This window comes from Moraxella sp. CTOTU47724, from assembly GCF_032014955.1.
Taxonomy (GTDB): domain Bacteria; phylum Pseudomonadota; class Gammaproteobacteria; order Pseudomonadales; family Moraxellaceae; genus Faucicola; species Faucicola tetraodonis.
In genome coordinates, this window is the sequence record NZ_DALZSV010000024.1 from 1 (window position 1) to 18964 (window position 18964).

Annotated in this window: 16 protein-coding genes and 1 pseudogene; 9 read left to right on the forward strand and 8 right to left on the reverse strand. The window is 44.0% G+C overall.

Annotation, left to right across the window (positions count from 1 at the left end):
- Both RTR63_RS06525 and hflX read right to left on the reverse strand, forming a co-directional pair.
- A pseudogene (locus tag RTR63_RS06525) lies at window positions 1-249 on the reverse strand (lytic transglycosylase domain-containing protein); the annotation flags it as partial.
- A 765-nt stretch (window positions 250-1014) separates the two neighbouring features.
- The gene (gene hflX / locus RTR63_RS06530) at window positions 1015-2385 is read right to left on the reverse strand and encodes a ribosome rescue GTPase HflX (protein ID WP_312523336.1); all 1371 of its coding nucleotides are present in this window, start codon (window positions 2383-2385) and stop codon (window positions 1015-1017) included.
- Window positions 2386-2796: 411 nt separating this feature from the next.
- Between hflX and RTR63_RS06535 the strand changes: the two genes are divergently transcribed.
- From RTR63_RS06535 to RTR63_RS06565, 7 genes are all read left to right on the forward strand, one after another.
- Window positions 2797-3795 carry a GNAT family N-acetyltransferase gene (locus RTR63_RS06535; protein WP_312523337.1) on the forward strand — a complete coding sequence of 333 codons (999 nt, stop codon included), beginning with the start codon at window positions 2797-2799 and terminating at the stop codon, window positions 3793-3795.
- Window positions 3796-3983: 188 nt separating this feature from the next.
- Window positions 3984-4856: a lysophospholipid acyltransferase family protein gene (locus RTR63_RS06540; RefSeq protein ID WP_312523338.1), complete on the forward strand. Its 873-nt coding sequence runs from the start codon at window positions 3984-3986 to the stop codon at window positions 4854-4856.
- A gap of 433 nt (window positions 4857-5289) precedes the next feature.
- The gene (locus RTR63_RS06545) at window positions 5290-5652 is read left to right on the forward strand and encodes a roadblock/LC7 domain-containing protein (RefSeq protein WP_007117205.1); all 363 of its coding nucleotides are present in this window, start codon (window positions 5290-5292) and stop codon (window positions 5650-5652) included.
- A gap of 96 nt (window positions 5653-5748) precedes the next feature.
- Complete coding sequence (locus tag RTR63_RS06550) at window positions 5749-6243, forward strand: PAS domain-containing protein (RefSeq protein WP_188874774.1); 495 nt, start codon at window positions 5749-5751, stop codon at window positions 6241-6243.
- A complete protein-coding gene (locus RTR63_RS06555; protein WP_312523340.1) occupies window positions 6243-6989 on the forward strand; it encodes a phosphate/phosphite/phosphonate ABC transporter substrate-binding protein in 747 nt (248 codons plus the stop codon). The genes RTR63_RS06550 and RTR63_RS06555 overlap by 1 nt, the downstream gene beginning before the upstream one ends.
- Window positions 6990-7195: 206 nt before the next feature.
- Window positions 7196-7828 (forward strand): hypothetical protein, encoded by a 633-nt coding sequence (locus tag RTR63_RS06560; RefSeq protein WP_138018598.1) that lies wholly within the window; start codon window positions 7196-7198, stop codon window positions 7826-7828.
- A 95-nt stretch (window positions 7829-7923) separates the two neighbouring features.
- Window positions 7924-8601, forward strand: coding sequence for a hypothetical protein (locus RTR63_RS06565; RefSeq protein ID WP_312523343.1), 678 nt, complete (start codon window positions 7924-7926; stop codon window positions 8599-8601).
- Between the two features lie 84 nt (window positions 8602-8685).
- On the opposite strand, the gene fkpB is transcribed toward RTR63_RS06565, so the two are convergent.
- The 4 genes from fkpB to ribF form a co-directional block, all read right to left on the reverse strand.
- Entirely contained in the window at window positions 8686-9180 is a 495-nt protein-coding gene (gene fkpB, locus RTR63_RS06570; protein WP_312523344.1) for an FKBP-type peptidyl-prolyl cis-trans isomerase, read from the reverse strand.
- Between the two features lie 23 nt (window positions 9181-9203).
- A complete protein-coding gene (gene lspA, locus RTR63_RS06575; RefSeq protein WP_312523346.1) occupies window positions 9204-9752 on the reverse strand; it encodes a signal peptidase II in 549 nt (182 codons plus the stop codon).
- Window positions 9745-13146 carry an isoleucine--tRNA ligase, N-acetyltransferase domain-containing gene (gene ileS / locus RTR63_RS06580; protein ID WP_312523348.1) on the reverse strand — a complete coding sequence of 1134 codons (3402 nt, stop codon included), beginning with the start codon at window positions 13144-13146 and terminating at the stop codon, window positions 9745-9747. Before ileS ends, lspA begins: the two co-directional genes overlap by 8 nt.
- Before the next feature lie 367 nt (window positions 13147-13513).
- The gene (gene ribF / locus RTR63_RS06585; protein ID WP_312523351.1) at window positions 13514-14527 is read right to left on the reverse strand and encodes a riboflavin biosynthesis protein RibF; all 1014 of its coding nucleotides are present in this window, start codon (window positions 14525-14527) and stop codon (window positions 13514-13516) included.
- Between the two features lie 125 nt (window positions 14528-14652).
- Between ribF and RTR63_RS06590 the strand changes: the two genes are divergently transcribed.
- Window positions 14653-15177, forward strand: a complete 525-nt coding sequence (locus tag RTR63_RS06590; RefSeq protein ID WP_312523353.1) for a GNAT family N-acetyltransferase — start codon at window positions 14653-14655, stop codon at window positions 15175-15177.
- Between the two features lie 70 nt (window positions 15178-15247).
- On the opposite strand, the gene RTR63_RS06595 is transcribed toward RTR63_RS06590, so the two are convergent.
- Window positions 15248-16399: a PilT/PilU family type 4a pilus ATPase gene (locus tag RTR63_RS06595; protein ID WP_312523355.1), complete on the reverse strand. Its 1152-nt coding sequence runs from the start codon at window positions 16397-16399 to the stop codon at window positions 15248-15250.
- Window positions 16400-16499: 100 nt separating this feature from the next.
- Window positions 16500-17549: a type IV pilus twitching motility protein PilT gene (locus RTR63_RS06600; RefSeq protein WP_128680027.1), complete on the reverse strand. Its 1050-nt coding sequence runs from the start codon at window positions 17547-17549 to the stop codon at window positions 16500-16502.
- Between the two features lie 267 nt (window positions 17550-17816).
- On the opposite strand from RTR63_RS06600, the gene RTR63_RS06605 reads away from it, so the two are divergent.
- Window positions 17817-18542 carry a YggS family pyridoxal phosphate-dependent enzyme gene (locus RTR63_RS06605; protein WP_312523357.1) on the forward strand — a complete coding sequence of 242 codons (726 nt, stop codon included), beginning with the start codon at window positions 17817-17819 and terminating at the stop codon, window positions 18540-18542.
- Window positions 18543-18964 lie beyond the last annotated feature (422 nt).

Genomic DNA, 18964 nt, shown 5'->3' on the forward strand with positions numbered 1-18964 from the left:
ATTGCTATAACTATGCACATTGGTATCCGCGTAATAAGTCACTTTGACTTTTTTAGTAAAGTTTTGGAAATTATTTCCTGCAGGGCGGTTGTTGCTGACTACATTGGTCAACAGTACCTGACCGTTGCTATCTTTAAACACATACATATTGCCAGCGTTCGCTGCATGCATATTTGCCAAACTGCCCAATGACAATAGAGAAGCCGCTAGCCAATAAGGTAGGCGAGGTTTCTTTGCAAACAATACCATAAATATACCTATGTTAAATTTTTGACAATACGTGACTGTAAAGCACATGACTATAAAATTTGAAGTTAGCGTAATGCTTTAAACCGACATAAAAAGATAAAATTCGTTATGTTTCAATGACATTTGATAACAGTATTATAAAAGAATTGGCAGGAAATATACCATAAATCTGTCAAAAACTGGTTAAAGTTTACAAAAAATCAGATAAGGGGAAATAAGGGAATAAATTGCCAAAAAACTTGTAGACCTTTTGGGTTGGATACGAAGGATTAGAAAAACAAGGGCTCAAAATTTTTAGCCATAAAAACTATCAAATTTTCAAGCCTTAAATCTTAAAAAAAAAGTAAAATTTTTTGCTTGCACTTTGCAAAAAACTATAACTCTATGATTTATATAAATAAAATAATTGGTTAAAAAATGACCAATTTAGAGATAACCTATAGCGATATGCGGTTTATTGTTGTCAAGTCAGAAGTTATCCACATGGTTATCCACATAAATTGGGGAAAATAACCTAAATGTTTGATATTGATAAAAAATAAAATGAAATAACCCCCAAAATAACTGAAAAAAATCTGATAGCGCAACGGGCGACATGACAAAAGAATGACAAATTGACGAATATATTTTTAAGATTTAACCAACTTATGGTCAATAAGCGCAGTTTATCGCGTGGTATGGTCATTTATTCAGCCAAAAAAAACCTGCACCAACTTAAATTTTGATACAGGTCTACTATTGTTATATTGTTAAATGGCTAACAAGTTATGTCTCGTCGGCAGTATCCAATGGTTGCTGCTGTAGCAATTGTTCAAATGGCTCAAGCACTGGCGCAAGCAGTTTGGCTTGTTCTTGCGACAACACTTCCTCAGGTGCGATACCAAATTCACCCAACAACTGCTTAAGCTTGTCCACCGACATCATGGCAGTCAGTTTAGTTTGACCTGTTTCATCGTAGCTGAGGTCTTCAATCACTTCTAACTTATGCAGTTCGTGTTGCAATTGTCCAAAATTGGCGGGTAAGGTTAATTCAAACCGCTGTAATTGACCTACCAATAACTGCTGCACGGCAAGGGTGAGTTGCTCGATACCTAATTGCTCATGGGCAGAGACATACACCCGATTGGGCTTGGCTTTATCACTATAACCGATGTGCGGCGGCTCACCTGTGAGATCAATTTTATTAAACACATTTAGCACAGGCACTTGATTATCAATTTCCGCTAACACGGATTGTACCGCGGCGATTTGCTCATGCATGTCTTCACGGTGACTATCAATAACATGCAGCAACAAATCTGCCTCTAAGGTTTCTTCTAGCGTGGCATGGAAGGCTTCCACTAGCTCATGCGGCAAATGACGAACAAAACCGACCGTGTCGACAAGTACCACCTTACCCACGCCCGACAATGACACACTCCGTAGCGTCGGATCAAGCGTCGCAAATAGCTGATTGGCGGCATAGATGTTTTCATGGGTCAGAGTATTAAATAAGGTGGATTTACCCGCATTGGTATAACCGACCAATGAAATTGTCGGCACCGATGATTTTTGGCGTTTGGCACGACCTTGCGCGCGGGTTTGTTTAACCTTATCTAGCTTGGCTTTGAGCTGCCCGACACGCACCTGTAACAAGCGTCTATCGGTTTCAAGCTGGGTTTCGCCTGGACCGCGCAGACCAATACCGCCTTTTTGGCGTTCCAAGTGCGTCCAGCCGCGTACTAAGCGAGTCGCTAAGTGATTGAGCTGGGCAAGTTCAACTTGCAGTTTACCTTCATAGGTTCGCGCACGCTGGGCAAAAATATCCAAGATAAGACCCGTTCTATCAAGCACACGGCACTGTACCAAGCGCTCAATATTACGCTCCTGCGATGGGGTCAAACTATGGTTAAAAATGACAATATCTGCCTCATATTGCTTGACAAGTTCCCCGATTTCTTCAGCTTTACCCGTACCCACAAAGTATTTGGCGTCAGGCTTAGACCGCGTACCTATGACCAAGGCTTGTTTTTGCGCCCCAGCCGAATCCACCAGCAATTCAAATTCTTCCAAATCGTCTGGGTCATTGAGATGGGTAATGTTTAAATGGACTAAGATGGCTTTTTCACCACCTTCATAACGCTCAAAATACTCCAATGATTTATCCTTTCGTTGTGAGTGTAAAAATGTGTCTATATCTAAATGTATTATCTAAGTCTATTAGGTTAAACATTCGCTTAAATAGTCGATAGCCGCGTTAGAAAAGCGCTAGACACGATAGATGGATTATGTCTATCAATATAAGGTTTTTTTGCAGAACTTTTAGTCAAATTTACAATTAGTAACTTAAAACGGGGGTAAAGGCGGAGGTTTGGTCATGGTTTTGCCATGAAAACGTCATTGAAACGACACTGGTGTCACGCATACTGAATTCATCCAGACTGACTAACCATCCAATTAGATGATGGGGGCTTTGTAGCTTTGACAATGAGTCAATGACAAGCTAAGGCATTTTTCGCTCAGCAGCTGGCCAATGCCATAGCAAAAATCACCATAGGTAACAGTAAGATGACTGATTTTGTAGAACAAACTAATTTTGTAGAACAAAATAACGGCGCCAAATTATACGAAGATATCGCCACTTATCCTGTTGATAGTCTTTTTAATACCCAGTTGATTGCGCAGTTGCTGGAACATAATTTTGCTGATATGGCAGTGGTAGAGACCCTAGCCCCGCTGGTGAAGCCAACGCTTAGCCGCCCAAGTGCGCGTCATCGCCCGTTATTTAAGTCAGTGATTATTAACGTGAGTGAGGATAAGTTTTCGCTACAAACCCAGCAGCATTTACTCAATGCCCAGCGCCTACGTACTTTGACCTTTACCCAAGCGTTTTCTGTAAGTTTTGCGGGATTTCATCCAAGCTCGGAGCAGCCGCTAGATCGGGACGATTTTGATAATTATTGCACCCATGTGGTGGTGTATGACGAAACCAAAAAAGATAGCTTTGGGCAACCACTTGCGGTGGCAACCACCCGATTATTGGATAAAAACGGCGCGATAAAAGCTGGGCAATTTTATAGCGAGCATGAGTTTAGATTAGGTCGCTTGCTCGATGATTACCCCTATAATGTGCTAGAAATCGGTCGCACCTGTGTTCACCCAGATTACCGAGGTATTACCACGATTAATCATTTGTGGGAATCTATCGCGGCAGTCGCCAAAGCTTACAATGTCAATGCGTTTATGGGCTGTGCCTCAGTTCCGATGGAAGAGGGCAATGTGCAAAACTGGTTAGATCATCAGCTTGATAGCACCAAGCTAGATGTCAAAGTGACCCGTAAATTGCCAGAAGACAAATTATCCGCTATCGACTTGGCGCAAGTGGCTGATGTGGACTTGGCGAATCCGCAAAATTTCGCTTTGCCAGCGCTGTTAAAAATGTATGTCAAAATGGGCTGTAGTCTTGGCGCAGCGGCTTGTTATGATCCTGAGTTTGATTGTGCCGATGTGTTTGTTTGGTTGCCGTTTGAACAAGTCAAACCGCGCTATCAGCACTATTTGCACTAACTTGTTTATTGATAAAGGCAAAGGTGATAATCTTAACCAAGATAAACCGGGTTTGGTTACTGTTATTGAGTGATTGATACTTACGGATTGCTATTGGGTTATTGCTAAAACTCAAACAGACCTAATAAGCCGTGTGCCCAATAATTTGCTATACTACATCCACAATTTTTCACTCACATACTTACCTTATGCAAAAATCTGACTCTAACCTCGCCCCATCTGTGCTGACGATTAACAACCTACTAAGCGAAACGGCAAAACAACTGCGACAACCTGCTACCTACAGTAAAAAGAATTTGGCGACCCAGTGGCAACGCAGCAAGCGCGTTGTGAGCTTAATGGCTGCGATTCAAACAGGGGTTGGCTATGCGTGGCAGATTAGCCACACACCAAATCCCGATAATCAGCAAATCATCCAACTGATTCAAAAATTCTGTAAAAAATCGCTCAAAGCGTTAGGCATTGAGGTGACTGCACTTGAGCCAATACCGACACATCACGCGTTGTGGGCGAGCAACCATATCTCTTGGCTGGATATCCCTGTGGTGGGTAGTATTGTACCGACCTTCTTTTTGTCCAAAGCCGAAATCGCGAATTGGCCGGTGATTGGCTGGATGGCGACCACTGCCCACACTTTATTTATCCAGCGCGGTTCGGGCGATACCAGCAAAATCAGTGAGCAGATGAGTGAGTTTTTATCGCAAGGCTCACCCGTGGTTTTCTTCCCAGAAGCGACCACCACAGATGGCACAGCGATTAAACGTATTTATGGCAACTTGTTGCAGTCTGCGATGGACAGCCAAGTGCTTATTCAACCGATTGTGATTTGCTATGTCAACCAAGATGGCGAACTTGACCAAAACATTCCGTATTATGGCGATATTGGCTTGATAGATAGCGTCAAACGTGTCCTTGATAACCGCCCTGCCAAAGCGTATGTGTTGCCGTTAGCAGCCATTGACCCTGCGGGTAAAACCCGAAACGAAATTACCGCTATCTTGCAGCAGCGCATGGTGGATGGATTGGCGCGCTTGCATGGGCAAGTGCTTCACCCTAAATAGCCTTAATAGTTACGGTTTTCTTTTAGTTAATTATTAAAGCCAAGCGCTTATTGTCTTGGCTTTTTTTTATTATGTGAATATCACAGACGCTCACTAAATTTTTTCAGTCAAATAGCATTGTAATAAAATGTAAAAATTTTATTAAATTATGTTATCATACTACCCAGCAAAACGTTATGTGACACTCAGTTGCGATTATAGATTGGATACGGGGGTTGAACCGTTAACCTCCATAAACCACCGATGAGCACCGCTTAATCAGCCCCTCACTTAACAACATTTCCCTTCTATTTTTGCCCTATTATTTTTGCACGATGCCAGCCATAATTAAGAATGATTTTAATACGGATTGCATGGGTGCAAGTTTATTTTTATTTTGCCCACTAAATTTGCCCACTAACCCCTAATTTTGTTTACTAAAAAGGTTCTTGATATGCGTACCGATATGTTTCAACAAATCTTAAACGACCTAAACAGCTCTTCAGCGGATGTAGAAGCCTCGGCGTTGATTTCGACCGATGGTTTGATGATTGCGTCAGCATTGCCAGCGGGCATTGATGAAGACCGTGTCGGTGCGATGTCAGCGGCGCTACTATCACTCGGTGACCGTGCAGGTCGAGAACTCGCGCGTGGCAGTATCGAGCGCGTCATGGTACAAGGCGAAAAAGGCTATGTGATTATGTCGGCATCGGGTACAGAAGCGGTATTGACCATTTTGACCAAACCAAATGCCAAATTGGGTCTGGTGTTCTTGGATATGAAGCGTGCGGCTGAAGCCTTATCAAAACTTATCTAAAACTTACAAATAGTTTAACTTTGTCAGCCTTTCACCGGTATTAGCAACCGTGACTCAATCAAAAATTTATCCATCAAAAATTTATAAGGAGAGGTAATGAAATCTGTACAATTACCCGATATGGACCAACCTGCTGGCGATGCTACAGCGCATCGTCTGACTTACTCAGATGGCTCAAGTCGTATCGTTTATACCACCGAAAACGAATTGCCTTATCCCGATGGCAAACTTATCGTCTCACGCGTGGATTTAGATGGCATTATCACCCACGCCAATGACGCCTTCGTGGATATCAGTGGCTATAGCCGTGATGAATTAATTGGTGCGCCGCATCATATTTTGCGACATCCACAAATGCCAAAAGCCGCCTTTAAAGACCTGTGGCAAACAGTCGAGGCGGGCAAAAAATGGCATGGCTATGTCAAAAACTTGTGCAAAGATGGTAGCTACTACTGGGTGTATGCGACAGCTGTGCCCAATATCCGCCATGGCGAAACGGTTGGCTATACGTCAGTACGACGCAAACCATCACGCAGCAAAATCGCACAAGCTGAAGCACTGTATCGCAAAATGCTAGAGGAGCAAGCCTAATGACAATTAATTTACTCATTGCGCCTGACTTCGCGCCTGAGCGTTTTGCCGGGTGGCATATGCTCAATACACTGCTACAAAAACAATCAGGCATTCACATTCACTTGCTGACACCCGCGTCTGCGCATGAGCAAAACGACTTAATGCAAGTGCAAAACGTGGATATTATCTATGCCAATCCCTTTGACGCAGCGACAATGATTCGGGAGCAGGGTTATCGCGCCGTGGCGCGTCCACTGGATAAATCTGATGAAATGGTGATTGCCGCAAAAGCCGATAGCGGCATTGTAGCACTTGATGATTTAAAAGTAGGCTGCACCATTGCCATGGCAGATAACCGTGATGTCAAATTGATTGGGCTTCGTTTGCTAGAAGCCGTGGATTTGTTAGAAGCTGACATTACTTGGAAAGTTACCGAGACTTACCAAGCCGCTGCGCGTAATTTGATTAAAGGCGAAGCCGATGCGGCATTCTTTTTATCAGATGTCTATCATAGCTTGTCACGCTTGACCTTATCGCAAATGCAGGTATTGGTTGAAAGTGATTTGAGCGATATCAGCCATGTGTTGCTGGTTAAAGAGAGTTTTGCCGACAGTGAGCCATTTATCGATGCCTTATTAAGCTTAAAAGACACCGCAGAGGGCGAACAAGTATTACAAGAACTGGGGATGAGCGATGGTTTTGAGCCGATGACCCAAGAAGACGGCGAGTTTATGATTGATTTAATGGATACCTTATTGGATTAATCGGTCAAGCTTGTCATCTTGCCCAATAGCGCAATTCATGTTTAGATGAAGTTGCGCTTTTTTTATGCTGAAGCGTTTTGATTGCAATCGGGTTTAATAGTATAGTAGGGGATAAATGCGTGGATTTTTCACAGCGTCAGTCACTAATACCTCACCCTTGTCACATAACTTTTTATATAATTAGGCTAATTTTTTGAGGAATCAGCATGTATTCATTGTCGAATCGTAATCGTAGAAAATTTCAAAAACATTGGCTTAATTTTCGTCTCTATAGTCGACAAGTGATTGACCAACCGATGAACATGGATATCCATACCAGCCGCATCATGGCAGCGATGGAGCTTGATGAAAAAGAGCCGTTGCAAGGTGCGTTAGCCGATATGTTTTATGGTTGTTGGTTTGACGTGCCCTATTTTGGTGACCGTATGCTCAACCAAGTGAGAGAAAAACTAACGCCAACACTGCTACAAGGGTTTGACCAATGCATCAATCATGGTGAGTATGTGTTTAAAGTAAGCCATCTTGCCACCCGCTGGAGCGTATTGGTATCGCCTTCAATGAACACTTATCAACACCAACTACGTGTGTCCACTGATGACTCAAAAGTAGTGGCACAAATGACGATTGCTTCGCTATTAGATATCATGGAAGAAGAAGACGATCCAGAAGACCAAGCTGAGCAAATTGCCGAAATCGAGGAAGAGTTCTTTAACCATTGTGTTGTTTGTCATGACCGATTGGCATTTAGTATGGTTTGGTGGGAAATGTCAAAAAACAAATGGGATTTTAATGACAAATGGCTTGAAACCAAAGAATATTTTGCCAAGCAAGCCGCTTAATTATAGCCGAATGAATTAGCTTTTGAATTTACCAAGCCTATCACAGTGATTGACAACATGACCTTTGCCGTCTATCAAAATTTAAGGAAAGCACCATGCCAGAACAAAACGACACTTATATAATTTTAACGCCTGCCGGGGTATTGCATGGTTTTTCAAGCGCTAATCCCTCAGAGCAGCAACTAGCCTTGCAAGCGGTGCTCGCCCCTGAAGAAAGTATGACGGCGCGGGCATGGGGTGAGCGTTATAGTGACACTTGGCTAGATATGTTTATCGAAGAAGGTTGGATTGAGACCATTGAAAAGCGGGTGATCGCTCCGCACGTGCAGCTGGATAATTTTTTAAAATATGTAGCAGCGAGTCTATCGGGTAGTCGCCGCGTCGTAATTGCGTCAGATGAAGGCTTCTGTCTAGCAAAAATGGGCTTTACCCAGCAACAAGCAGAGACGCTGTCGGTAGCCGCCGCCGATTTTTATGGCTTTTTAGAACGCCAACAGCAACGCGGTTGGGCGGTGCATGGCTATGGGGTGTCATTTTTTACCAGTATTGATATGTTGATGCCCAATACCAGTATTGTGTTTTTATGGATCAACAAAACGGGCTATTTCTTGATTATTGAAGATGAGCCGCTCATCAATAACCGCGCTTTTGTGGAGTTGGTATGGGGTATTAAAGCGACGGGCGAACGGTTTGAGCAACGTGCAAGACTGGCAGAACAATCAGACGCTAAACAAGGTGATGCGGCAGACGATGACACCCAAACGGTTAATTGATAGACAATAAAAAAACCGCTGATTAATTCTCAGCGGTTTTTTATTTTCAAGGGTTTTTATTAAAAGTTTCCATTCAGTTTAATGTCAGCTGAGTGTGATACCTTTACTGTCTTTGGGGGTCACTCTAAAAATCTGCACTTTAAACAGTATATTTTGACCGGCCAATGGATGATTAAAATCCACTTTGACGGCATCTTCAGTGACGTCACTGACCACACCCACGAGCGTGGTTTTGCCTTTGTCTTCAAATTCCATCATGGTGCCCACTTCAGGCAGATTGCCCGTCACGGCAAACTGCGCATGACTAAAAGTCTGTACGTTATCAGGGTTCCATTGACCAAACGCTTCGTCAGGCGACAGCGATGCGGTGCGCGTGTCACCGGCTGTCAAGTTGATAAGTACCTTCTCAAACCCTTCAAGCAGACTACCATCACCCACCACCAAGCGAACAGGTTCGCCACGCTCAAAGGTTGAGTCGATGACGGTGCCATTTTCTAAGCTGACCTCAAAATGCAAATCAACAGTTGAGTCTTGAGTGATGCGGGTTTGTTCGTTTGGCGTAATAATGTCATGATTCATGCGGTTGTTTATCCATCTAAAAATTAAAGGGTTTTACGTTTGGATTCTAATAAAAACGCATCGATTAAAATCAACACAACGCCAATATTAATCGCCACATCAGCTATATTAAAAATCGGGAAATGCCACGCATTGCCATAGTGGACATGCAAGAAGTCAATCACATAGCCCAAACGTACCCGATCAATCAAATTGCCCAAAGCACCCGCCATCACCAATGCCAAGCCCAAAGCCAATAATTTGGCTTGTTGGGGTATTTTGCGTAGATACGCCATGATACCAAAGGAAACAGCCAGTGCCAGTCCGCTAAACAGCCATTTTTGCCAGCCGCCTTTATCTGCCAAAAAACTAAACGCCGCGCCATGGTTGTGGGCAAGAGTAAAGTTAAAAATCGGCTCAATAATCGCCGTGGTTTGGTACAGCTGGTAGTTGTGCTCAAAGTACAACTTGGTGATTTGGTCGATAATTATTGCCAAAACCGCGATACCATACCACATCATGGCTTTGTTGCCGTTGATGGGTAGGGTAGTGGATGAATGAGTGGCAGCAGTCGTTGCCTGGGTGTTAGGCATAATGACGTACCTCGCCTTGACCTTCGACATTCTCCACGCAGCGACCACAGATTTCTGGGTGGGCAGGATTGATGCCGATATCCTCGCGGATGTGCCAACAGCGGATACATTTTTCGCCCGTGGCAGGCTTGACCACTACCGCAACTTGGTTATTTAAATCAGTGGCTTCATCGTTATAGGTCACATCGCTTGGTTGGTTGGTTAATGCCGTTACATTGGCTTGGCTTGAAATCAACACAAATTTGAGTTCATCGCCTAATCGATTGAGTGAAGCCATGGTAGTATCTGATGCATACACGGTGACATTAGCCGATAAATTGGCGTTAATCACTTTATCGGTGCGCGCAATTTCATAGGCTTTGTTGACGGTTTCTTTGACATTCAAAATCGCTTGCCAATCTGATTCGCTCACGTCATCCAATACCAATGGCGGGAATTCATACCATTCTTCGGTAAAGATGTAGCCATTGCCATTGCTTGTATGGGGACCTTTTAAGATTTCCCAGGCTTCTTGTGCGGTAAACGACAAAATCGGTGCAATCCAGCGCAGTAACGCATGGGCAATATGATAAATTGCAGTTTGTGCTGAGCGGCGCGCTTCACCATTGGCTTTGGTGGTGTATTGACGGTCTTTGATGATGTCTAAATAAAAACCGCCCAAATCTTGTGAACAAAAACCCACCACCGCTTGACATACTTGGTGAAAATCCATGTTGGTATAAGATTGACGAATGTCAGCTTGTACCGCCTCAGCGCGTTTTAAAATGTACTTGTCAAGGCTGACCAAATTGCTAGCATCCACCATGTCGGTGGCTGGGTCAAAGTCGTCTGTATTCGCCAGTAAAAAGCGAATGGTGTTACGAATACGGCGATACATATCGGTAGTGCGCGCAAAGCCTTCAGTCGATACTGCCATCTCGTAACGGTAGTCGCTTGAACCGACCCATAGACGCACGATATCAATACCATATTTATTGGCAAGTTCTTGCGGCTCAAAGCCTTTGGTATTGCCTTTGGATTTTGATAATTTATAGCCTTTGGCATCTACGGTAAACCCGTGCGTCAACACTTGCTTATATGGTGGACGACCATAAATCGCTTCACTCACCAAAAGTGACGACTGGAACCAGCCCCGATGTTGGTCAGAGCCTTCAAGGTATAAATCCGCAGGATTGGCCAAGTCAGGACGATTGGCGAGCACGGCAAAATTGGTCGACCCTGAGTCAAACCATACATCTAGCGTATCGGTCGATTTTTGATACGCTTTAGCATCGTCCCCGATAAAATCTTCAGCCGCGGCATCAAACCACGCTTCCACACCACCTTGCTCAATCACTTGCGCGACTTTTTCCATCAGCTCAGCCGTATTTGGGTGCAAATCGCCCGTGTCTTTATGGATAAAAAAGGCAATCGGCACGCCCCAAGTACGTTGGCGGCTGATACACCAATCTGGGCGACCATGCATCATCGATTCGATGCGATTTTGTCCCCAACTTGGCGTCCATACCACCTTTGGAATATCGGTCAACGCTTGCTCACGCAGACCTTGGCTTTCCATGTTGATAAACCATTGTGGCGTTGAACGGAAAATAATCGGCGTTTTGTGTCGCCAGCAATGCGGATAGCTGTGAGTAATCACGTCATGCTTGAGCAAATGGCCACTGGCTTTGAGCGTTTCGATGATTTTTGGTTGCGCTTTATAAATATGCTCGCCGACAAAAACTTTGGCTTCAGGCAAATACACGCCGTTACCTGCGACTGGGTTTTCGGTGGGCAAGTGAAATTTTTGCCCGACCACATAGTCATCGACACCGTGCGCAGGCGCAGTGTGTACCAAACCCGTACCGCTATCTGCCGTCACGTGGTCGCCTGTGATAATCGGCACTTGACGCTCGGTAATCAGTGGATGCTGGGCTTTAAGTACAGTTAACGCATCGCCTTTCACGGTAGCAACAACGCTATATTCTTTGGCGTTAAACACACTCATTAAATGCGGAACTAAATTGTAAGCGACAATTAAATGGCTGATTTTCGCCTGTGGTTTTTCGCCTGCCATTTGATAAAACAAGCGCTCGCCTAAACCATTGTCAGCAGTTTTGTGATAAGTTGCGCCAATTTTTTCTAACGCTTTGGCAGAACGCTGATTATCGGGGGTAACATGAAACCAAATCGTTTCTCGCTGCGATTGGGCATGACTTAGCATAACCGATTTAATTTCAGCATTTGCCCCTGACCCCCAATACTCACGGGTCAAAAAGGTGTAGCCAATTGCAATCGAATTTTCTTCAGCATTATCATCATAAAAACGGGTTGTGCCAATAATGTTATTGGTTTTTTTATCGACAATCGCAAAGGCTTTTTGCTCAAGGGCTTTTTTGAAATACGGCTCAAATACGGCCGGTTCGTGGCGTTTTTCCGGCAACATTTCCCAAATCAAAGGGTCAGATGCACTTGCCTGTAAAGCGGTTTTATCGTCTTTGGTTAAACGGCGAAGTAAATAATTAGGCGTGTCTAAGGTGGTAGGAATAGCAAAGGCTTGTTTGTTAAACGTTACTTTTACCACGGAGTACTCTAGCTCAGAGCTTGCGCTAATCGCTTGATTGGCAGGCAGCGTCCAAGGCGTGGTGGTCCAAATCACCACCTGCAAAGCGCCATCAACCGCTTTAGTCGCCGCTAATGTTTCACGGTTGACGATATCAAAACCGACATAAATTGCATCGGATTTTTTATCTTCATATTCTACTTCCGCTTCTGCGAGCGCCGAACCACAATCCAAGCACCAATTCACCGGCTTCATACCGCGAGTGATATGCCCGTTTTTGTAGATTTCTGCCAATGCACGGACGGTATCAGCTTCTTGCTTAAAGTTCATGGTCAGATAAGGATTTTCCCAGTCACCCAGTACGCCCAAGCGTTTAAAGTCGACCATTTGCAGGTCAATTTGGCTTTTGGCATAGTCACGGCAAGCGCCGCGAAACTCGGTTGACGTCACGATGGCACCGTTTTTGCTTTTGTCTTTATGGGGTTGACCCACTTTACCGATAATGCCTTCTACTTTTTGCTCAATCGGCAATCCATGACAATCCCAACCCGGTACATAAGGCGTATCATAACCGTCAAGCGTCTTGTATTTGACAATCATGTCTTTGAGCACTTTATTTACCACGTGACCTAAGTGAATCTGACCGTTGGCATAAGGAGGGCCATCATGCAATACATACTTTTCACGACCTTGGCGAGCGCGACGAATTTGGGCATACACATCGTCGGCAAACCATTGTTCTAGCCATTTAGGTTCGCGTTTGGCAAGGTCGCCACGCATGGGAAATACGGTATCGGCAAGGTTTAGGGTGTCTTTATAGTCGATTGACTGATTGTCAGTGTTGTCGGTCATGTAACTCTCGATATTCTATAAAAAGTGCAAAAGGTAAAAAATTGATAACAGGGTATTATATGTTAAAATTGGCGGATTGACAAAGCGTGGTTTGGCTTATCTCCTGCTTGATTTAGGTGAGTTTGTCATAAAAAAATCTCACTCACCAAAATAGCTATAAACGCTAAATATAGTTGAGGAAAGATACAATTTTCCACCAGCGTACAAGGGTTAAACAATTTACAGTCAATGCCAAATGGCAACGCAGGGTATAAAGAAGTGTAGGCAAGTTATTTTTGAGCCTGCCGACTCAGAGAATTGGACTAGCTTGGGTAAGCCTAGTATGTTGCTTAGGAGTAGCAGGGTGAAGGCTGACACGCCAAAATCGCTAAGGGCGTGATTTCGCAAAAGCTTGCTGCTTACGCCAGTCAAGTAAATCCACCACGTCTTGGGCAATGCCTTGTTTTAATGCGTCAAGCCCAGCATAATTTTTTTCCCCATGTAAAAAATGCAAAAATGTCACGGTGAGTTCTCGTCCGTACAAATCCCCATCAAACTTTGGAAAATTAACTTCCAGTCGCCATTCTACCCCATACTTATTTTTTAGCGCAGGACGAGTACCCACATTGCAAGCGCCAAACAAACTGCCTTTGGTGAGTCCTTGTACGCCAGTTTGAGTATTTTTCCCCAGTGTTGATAAATCTGTGCCATCGGTAGCAGTCACCGATACCGCAAAAATCCCATGCAGGGCAGGCTTGATACGGTTTAGGGCGATATTAGCGGTGGGAAAATCAAGTGTGCGACCGATTTTATCGCCATGTTCCACCATGCCAGTAATCGCATAATCTCGCCCTAGCAGATGCTTTGCGGTTGCCAAGTCCCCTTGTTGCAAACAGTCTCGAATGCGGGTTGAGCTGACACGCTCATCTTGATGCGCATGGTCGGTCACGGTATGCAAAATTTGTACAGGCAAGCCAAACGCACGCAAAAACTCACTATCGCCAGTGCGGTCATGCCCAAAGCGAAAATCATCGCCCAATACCAAATGCTTCACGTTTAATTCGACCAACATTTTGGCAAAATCGTGTGCCGATAAATTCCGAAAGTCATTATCAAAATTTGCCACAATCAAGCTATCGATACGATGTTCAGCAATCAATTGGGTTTTTTCTGCCAAATTGGTGAGCCTTGCAGGGGCGGTTTGCGGGCTAAAAAACTCACGCGGCTGTGGTTCAAAAATCATCACCATGCTGGCAAGTTGCTGAGATTTTGCCAAAGACTTGGCTTTATCTAGCATCGCTTGGTGACCCAAATGTACCCCATCAAAATTACCAATCGTCAGTACCGAATCAGGTAATAGGGTTGGATTTTTTAGCCAGTCAGATAAGTCAATTACGTTCATGAGCATCGCAAACTATCAATTTTATGAAATCGCTTATTATAAAGTAAAAATGTTGTTAACATACGCGCTAATAAGATTTTTCGGCAAATTTTAGCCGCATTTTTTAGTTCAATTTTGGAGTCGCTATGTCTGCAGCGCATCACAACCTTAGTATTCGCCTAGCTGCGATTGATGATTTACCGCGCATCGTTGAAATTTATAACCAAAGTATCGCAGGTAAGCAAGCCACAGCTGATTTACAGCCTGTGAGCGTGGCTGATAGGCAAGCGTGGTTTGACGCTCATACGGGTAATCGTCCGTTGGTGGTTGCCCAAACTAGCTCCGAAACTAGCTTAGGTGAAATTGTCGGTTGGGGCAGTTTATCTGATTTATACGCGCGCCCTGCCTATCATATCAGTACTGAAATCAGTATCTATGTGGCAGATGAAGCCAAAGGGCAAGGCGTGGGCAAGGCGTTGGTGAATTATTTAATCGAAGTTGCGCCAAGTTGTGGCGTGCAGCAAGTGGTTGCGCTAATTTTTGCGCATAATACACCGAGCCTTGTGATGTTTGAGAAGCTAGGATTTGAGCCATGGGGCAAGTTTAAGCAAGTTTGCGATATGAACGGATTTATTGCTGATGTGGTGATTTTGGGAAAAAGTGTAGATTAGATAAAAAAGGCTCAATATGAGCCTTTTTTGTGTTACATAGTTACTATGATTATTGGACAATAGCCTGTTGTTAGAACATTGTGTTCTCATTTGCGGGGCTATTATCATCAGATTGCAGGGAGAAATTTAGTTCATTTTCATCAATTTTATTGGCCGATTTACTCTCCAGCTTAATGAGTAGGCGTAAGTCATTGGGTGAGTCAGCGTGTTTGATGGCATCGCGGTAAGTGATTTCGCCATTTTCATACAAATCAAACAGCGCTTGGTCAAAGGTTTGCATGCCAAGTTCGCGAGAGCGTTTCATCACGGGCTTAATTTCGTGGATTTCCCCTTTACGGATGTAATCACCAATCAGTTGCGAATTGAGCAAAATTTCAATCGCAGCGCGGCGACCTTTACCATCAGGGGTGGCAATCAATTGCTGCGCCACAATGGCTCGAAGGTTCAATGATAAATCCATCAAAATCTGCTCGTGATGTTCGGCATCAAAGAAGTGAATAATACGCTCAATCGCTTGGTTGGCATTGGTGGCGTGTAGGGTGGCAAACACCAAGTGTCCTGTTTCAGCATATTGAATGGCATAATCCATGGTTTCGCGGGTACGAATCTCGCCAATCAAAATCACATCAGGTGCTTGACGTAGGGCGTTTTTTAATCCTGCTTCAAATGACTTGGTATCAATGCCAACTTCGCGTTGGGTGATGATACAGCCTTTATGTTCATGCAGGTATTCAATCGGGTCTTCGATAGTAATGATATGACCGCGCGAATTTTCGTTGCGATACCCCATCATAGCTGCCAGTGTGGTAGATTTACCTGTACCTGTCGCGCCGACTAGTAGCACGATGCCGCGTTTTTTCATGGCAATTTCATTCAAAATCGGTGGTAGATTGAGTTGCTCTACCGTTGGGATTTTGGTTTCAATTTTACGTAGCACCATGCCCGCACAGTCTTTTTGGACAAAGGCAGAAACACGAAAGCGTGCGGTTTGGTTTTTGTCAACAATGGCAAACTGGCATTCTAGGGTGTCGTCAAACTCTTTGCTTTGAGCAGGCGTCATCACGCTTTTGACCAGCGTCATCGATTGCTCTGGGGTCAGCGCTGACTTGGTGACTGGCATGATAGTACCATTGACTTTCATTGATGGTGGCGCATCGGCGGTGATAAAAAGGTCGGAGCCGTTTTTTTGTATCATTAGCTGCAGTAATTTATCAAGATCCATAACGCGTCTCTCGCATTGTTCTATAAATTGTTCTATAAATTTTTACAAACTGTGTTTTGATAAACATTGTTTCTATAAGATAGTTTCTATAAAACAGTGATTACATAAAGCTTTCCGGTTGTTTGGCATATTGGCGTGCTGATTCTTTGCTAATCACGCCCTTATTGACCAGCTCGCGAAGGCTTTGATCGAGTGTGGTCATGCCATCGCCTGCACTGGTTTGGATGGCAGAATACATTTGGGCAACTTTGTTTTCACGAATCAAGTTACGAATCGCAGGCGTACCAATCATGATTTCATGTGCGGCGACACGACCACCCGTTTGGCGTTTGAGTAGTGATTGCGAGATAACCGCTTGCAGCGATTCAGATAACATCGCACGAATCATGTCTTTTTCAGCGGCGGGAAACACGTCGACCACACGGTCAATGGTTTTGGCAGCAGATGAGGTATGCAATGTCCCAAATACCAAGTGCCCTGTTTCAGCAGCGGTCAATGCCAAGCGGATGGTCTCAAGGTCACGCATCTCACCGACAAGAATAACATCGGGGTCTTCACGTAGGGCAGAGCGCAGCGCGGCGTCAAAGCTTAAAGTATCACGGTGCACTTCCCGTTGGTTGATGAGGGATTTTTTTGATTGATGCACAAATTCAATCGGGTCTTCGATGGTTAAGATATGTTCTTTACGGTTTTCATTGATATAGTTAATCATCGCCGCAAGGGTGGTTGACTTACCCGAACCCGTTGGACCGGTGACCAGTACCACGCCGCGTTTGTAATTAGAGATTTTCTCAAAAATCGGTCCCATTCCAAGCTGCTCCATCGTCAAGACCTCAGACGGGATGGTACGAAATACCGCACCTGCGCCCCGGTTTTGGTTAAAGGCATTGACACGAAAACGCGCCACATTGGGAATTTCAAACGAAAAGTCGGTTTCAAAAAACTCTTCATAATCGGCACGTTGTTTGTCATTCATGATGTCATAAATCAAACTATGCACTTTTTGGTGATCAAGCGGCGGCATGTTGATTTTGGTGATTTCACCATCTACCCGAATCATCGGCGGTAAGCCTGCTGAAATGTGTAAGTCAGAGGCTTTATTTTTGAATGCAAAACGCAATAAATCGTCAATCGATAATTCCTTTGCCATGATAGCGAATCCTACAGGTGGGTAATGAAAATACAAAAGCAGCAATAGAAAAAAGCCGCGGGAAAAAAAGATAGTTATACTATAATCATCCGCCCACAAAAAAAACAGAAAAAACTGACTAGGGGTCATAGTTTTTTGTTGATTTTAACTTATGTTAAACTCAATTGGAAAATTGGGCACACAAGTGCAAAAAAAACGTTACCTTAACCCGGTAGCCATCAAGCCAGTCCCCTATCAACAAGAAAAGTTCAACAGGAAAAGTTAACCATGCAAACATTCGATGAACAACAGCCAGTGGCGACAAGCGCAACAGATGCTGAAAACCAAGCCTTGATAGCGCGTTGGCAACAGGTGAAAACTGACGTTGCAAGACTCAATCCAACTGTCAAACTGCTTGCGGTATCCAAAACCAAACCCAACTGGATGATTCGCACCTTAGCGCAGCAAGGTCAGCAAGATTTTGGTGAAAACTATGTGCAAGAAGCGGTGACAAAAATCGCCGCACTCAAAGACGTTACTGCCAACGAGCAGCCATTGGTGTGGCATTATATCGGTCATATCCAGCGTAACAAGACCAAAGAGTTGGCAGCGCATTTTGATTGGGTGCATGGGGTCGATCGCTTAATTATTGCCCAGCGTCTCAATGAGCAAAGGGCTGAACACCACCCACCACTCAATATCTGTATCGAAGTCAATATTGACGATGAAGCCAGTAAATCAGGCTGCCAGCCGGACCAGTTACCCGAATTGGTGACAGAGATTAGTCAACTACCCAACTTGCAATTACGCGGACTGATGATTATCCCCGCCAAAAATTCCGCGTCTGCCTTTGTCAAAACCCAGCAATTATTTGAGCAAAACAAGCGCTATCATGCGCATCCTGAGCAGTGGGATACTTTGTCAATGGGCATGAGCGGCGACATTGAGCAAGCCATTGCCGCGGGTGCCACCATCGTTCGTGTTGGCACCGCCATTTTTGGGGCGAGAGATTAGTGCGAATGATGGGGTAAAAAGACAGCAATTTAACGATTTTTATCATTTTTTACTCAACAATGAAGCAGGGTCTGTTACATATTGACCCTGCTTTTTTTACATTACACCAAAATAAATACAGAGTAATAGGCGTTGATTTAACCCAATGTTGTGTTAAATCAACGATTTTCTTACCGAATTATTGCTGTATGCTTTCTATAGGCTTTCTGTAAGCAAATTAGCTTACATTGTAATATTTTTTAACATTTTCTGGATAAAAGATATCTACATTCGAAAAACTTTATTGGTATGATGGCGTTGTTTTACAGAATGTAACCAGTACAATAGTTATGTAATTTTTATCCGTATATCAACTTTTTAGCTTCTAGCAATCAATTTTGATATAGCCCATATACGGATAAAAGTTCTGAACGGATTAAAGC

What these genes read in the sequence shown, in the direction of transcription:
- RTR63_RS06535 (WP_312523337.1), top strand. Translation starts at nt 2,797, where the DNA reads ATGACTGATTTTGTAGAACAAACTAATTTTGTAGAACAAAATAACGGC.
- RTR63_RS06540 (WP_312523338.1), top strand. Translation starts at nt 3,984, where the DNA reads ATGCAAAAATCTGACTCTAACCTCGCCCCATCTGTGCTGACGATTAAC.
- RTR63_RS06545 (WP_007117205.1), top strand. Translation starts at nt 5,290, where the DNA reads ATGCGTACCGATATGTTTCAACAAATCTTAAACGACCTAAACAGCTCT.
- RTR63_RS06550 (WP_188874774.1), top strand. Translation starts at nt 5,749, where the DNA reads ATGAAATCTGTACAATTACCCGATATGGACCAACCTGCTGGCGATGCT.
- RTR63_RS06555 (WP_312523340.1), top strand. Translation starts at nt 6,243, where the DNA reads ATGACAATTAATTTACTCATTGCGCCTGACTTCGCGCCTGAGCGTTTT.
- RTR63_RS06560 (WP_138018598.1), top strand. Translation starts at nt 7,196, where the DNA reads ATGTATTCATTGTCGAATCGTAATCGTAGAAAATTTCAAAAACATTGG.
- RTR63_RS06565 (WP_312523343.1), top strand. Translation starts at nt 7,924, where the DNA reads ATGCCAGAACAAAACGACACTTATATAATTTTAACGCCTGCCGGGGTA.
- fkpB (WP_312523344.1), bottom strand. Translation starts at nt 9,180, where the DNA reads ATGAATCATGACATTATTACGCCAAACGAACAAACCCGCATCACTCAA.
- lspA (WP_312523346.1), bottom strand. Translation starts at nt 9,752, where the DNA reads ATGCCTAACACCCAGGCAACGACTGCTGCCACTCATTCATCCACTACC.
- ileS (WP_312523348.1), bottom strand. Translation starts at nt 13,146, where the DNA reads ATGACCGACAACACTGACAATCAGTCAATCGACTATAAAGACACCCTA.
- ribF (WP_312523351.1), bottom strand. Translation starts at nt 14,527, where the DNA reads ATGAACGTAATTGACTTATCTGACTGGCTAAAAAATCCAACCCTATTA.
- RTR63_RS06590 (WP_312523353.1), top strand. Translation starts at nt 14,653, where the DNA reads ATGTCTGCAGCGCATCACAACCTTAGTATTCGCCTAGCTGCGATTGAT.
- RTR63_RS06595 (WP_312523355.1), bottom strand. Translation starts at nt 16,399, where the DNA reads ATGGATCTTGATAAATTACTGCAGCTAATGATACAAAAAAACGGCTCC.
- RTR63_RS06600 (WP_128680027.1), bottom strand. Translation starts at nt 17,549, where the DNA reads ATGGCAAAGGAATTATCGATTGACGATTTATTGCGTTTTGCATTCAAA.
- RTR63_RS06605 (WP_312523357.1), top strand. Translation starts at nt 17,817, where the DNA reads ATGCAAACATTCGATGAACAACAGCCAGTGGCGACAAGCGCAACAGAT.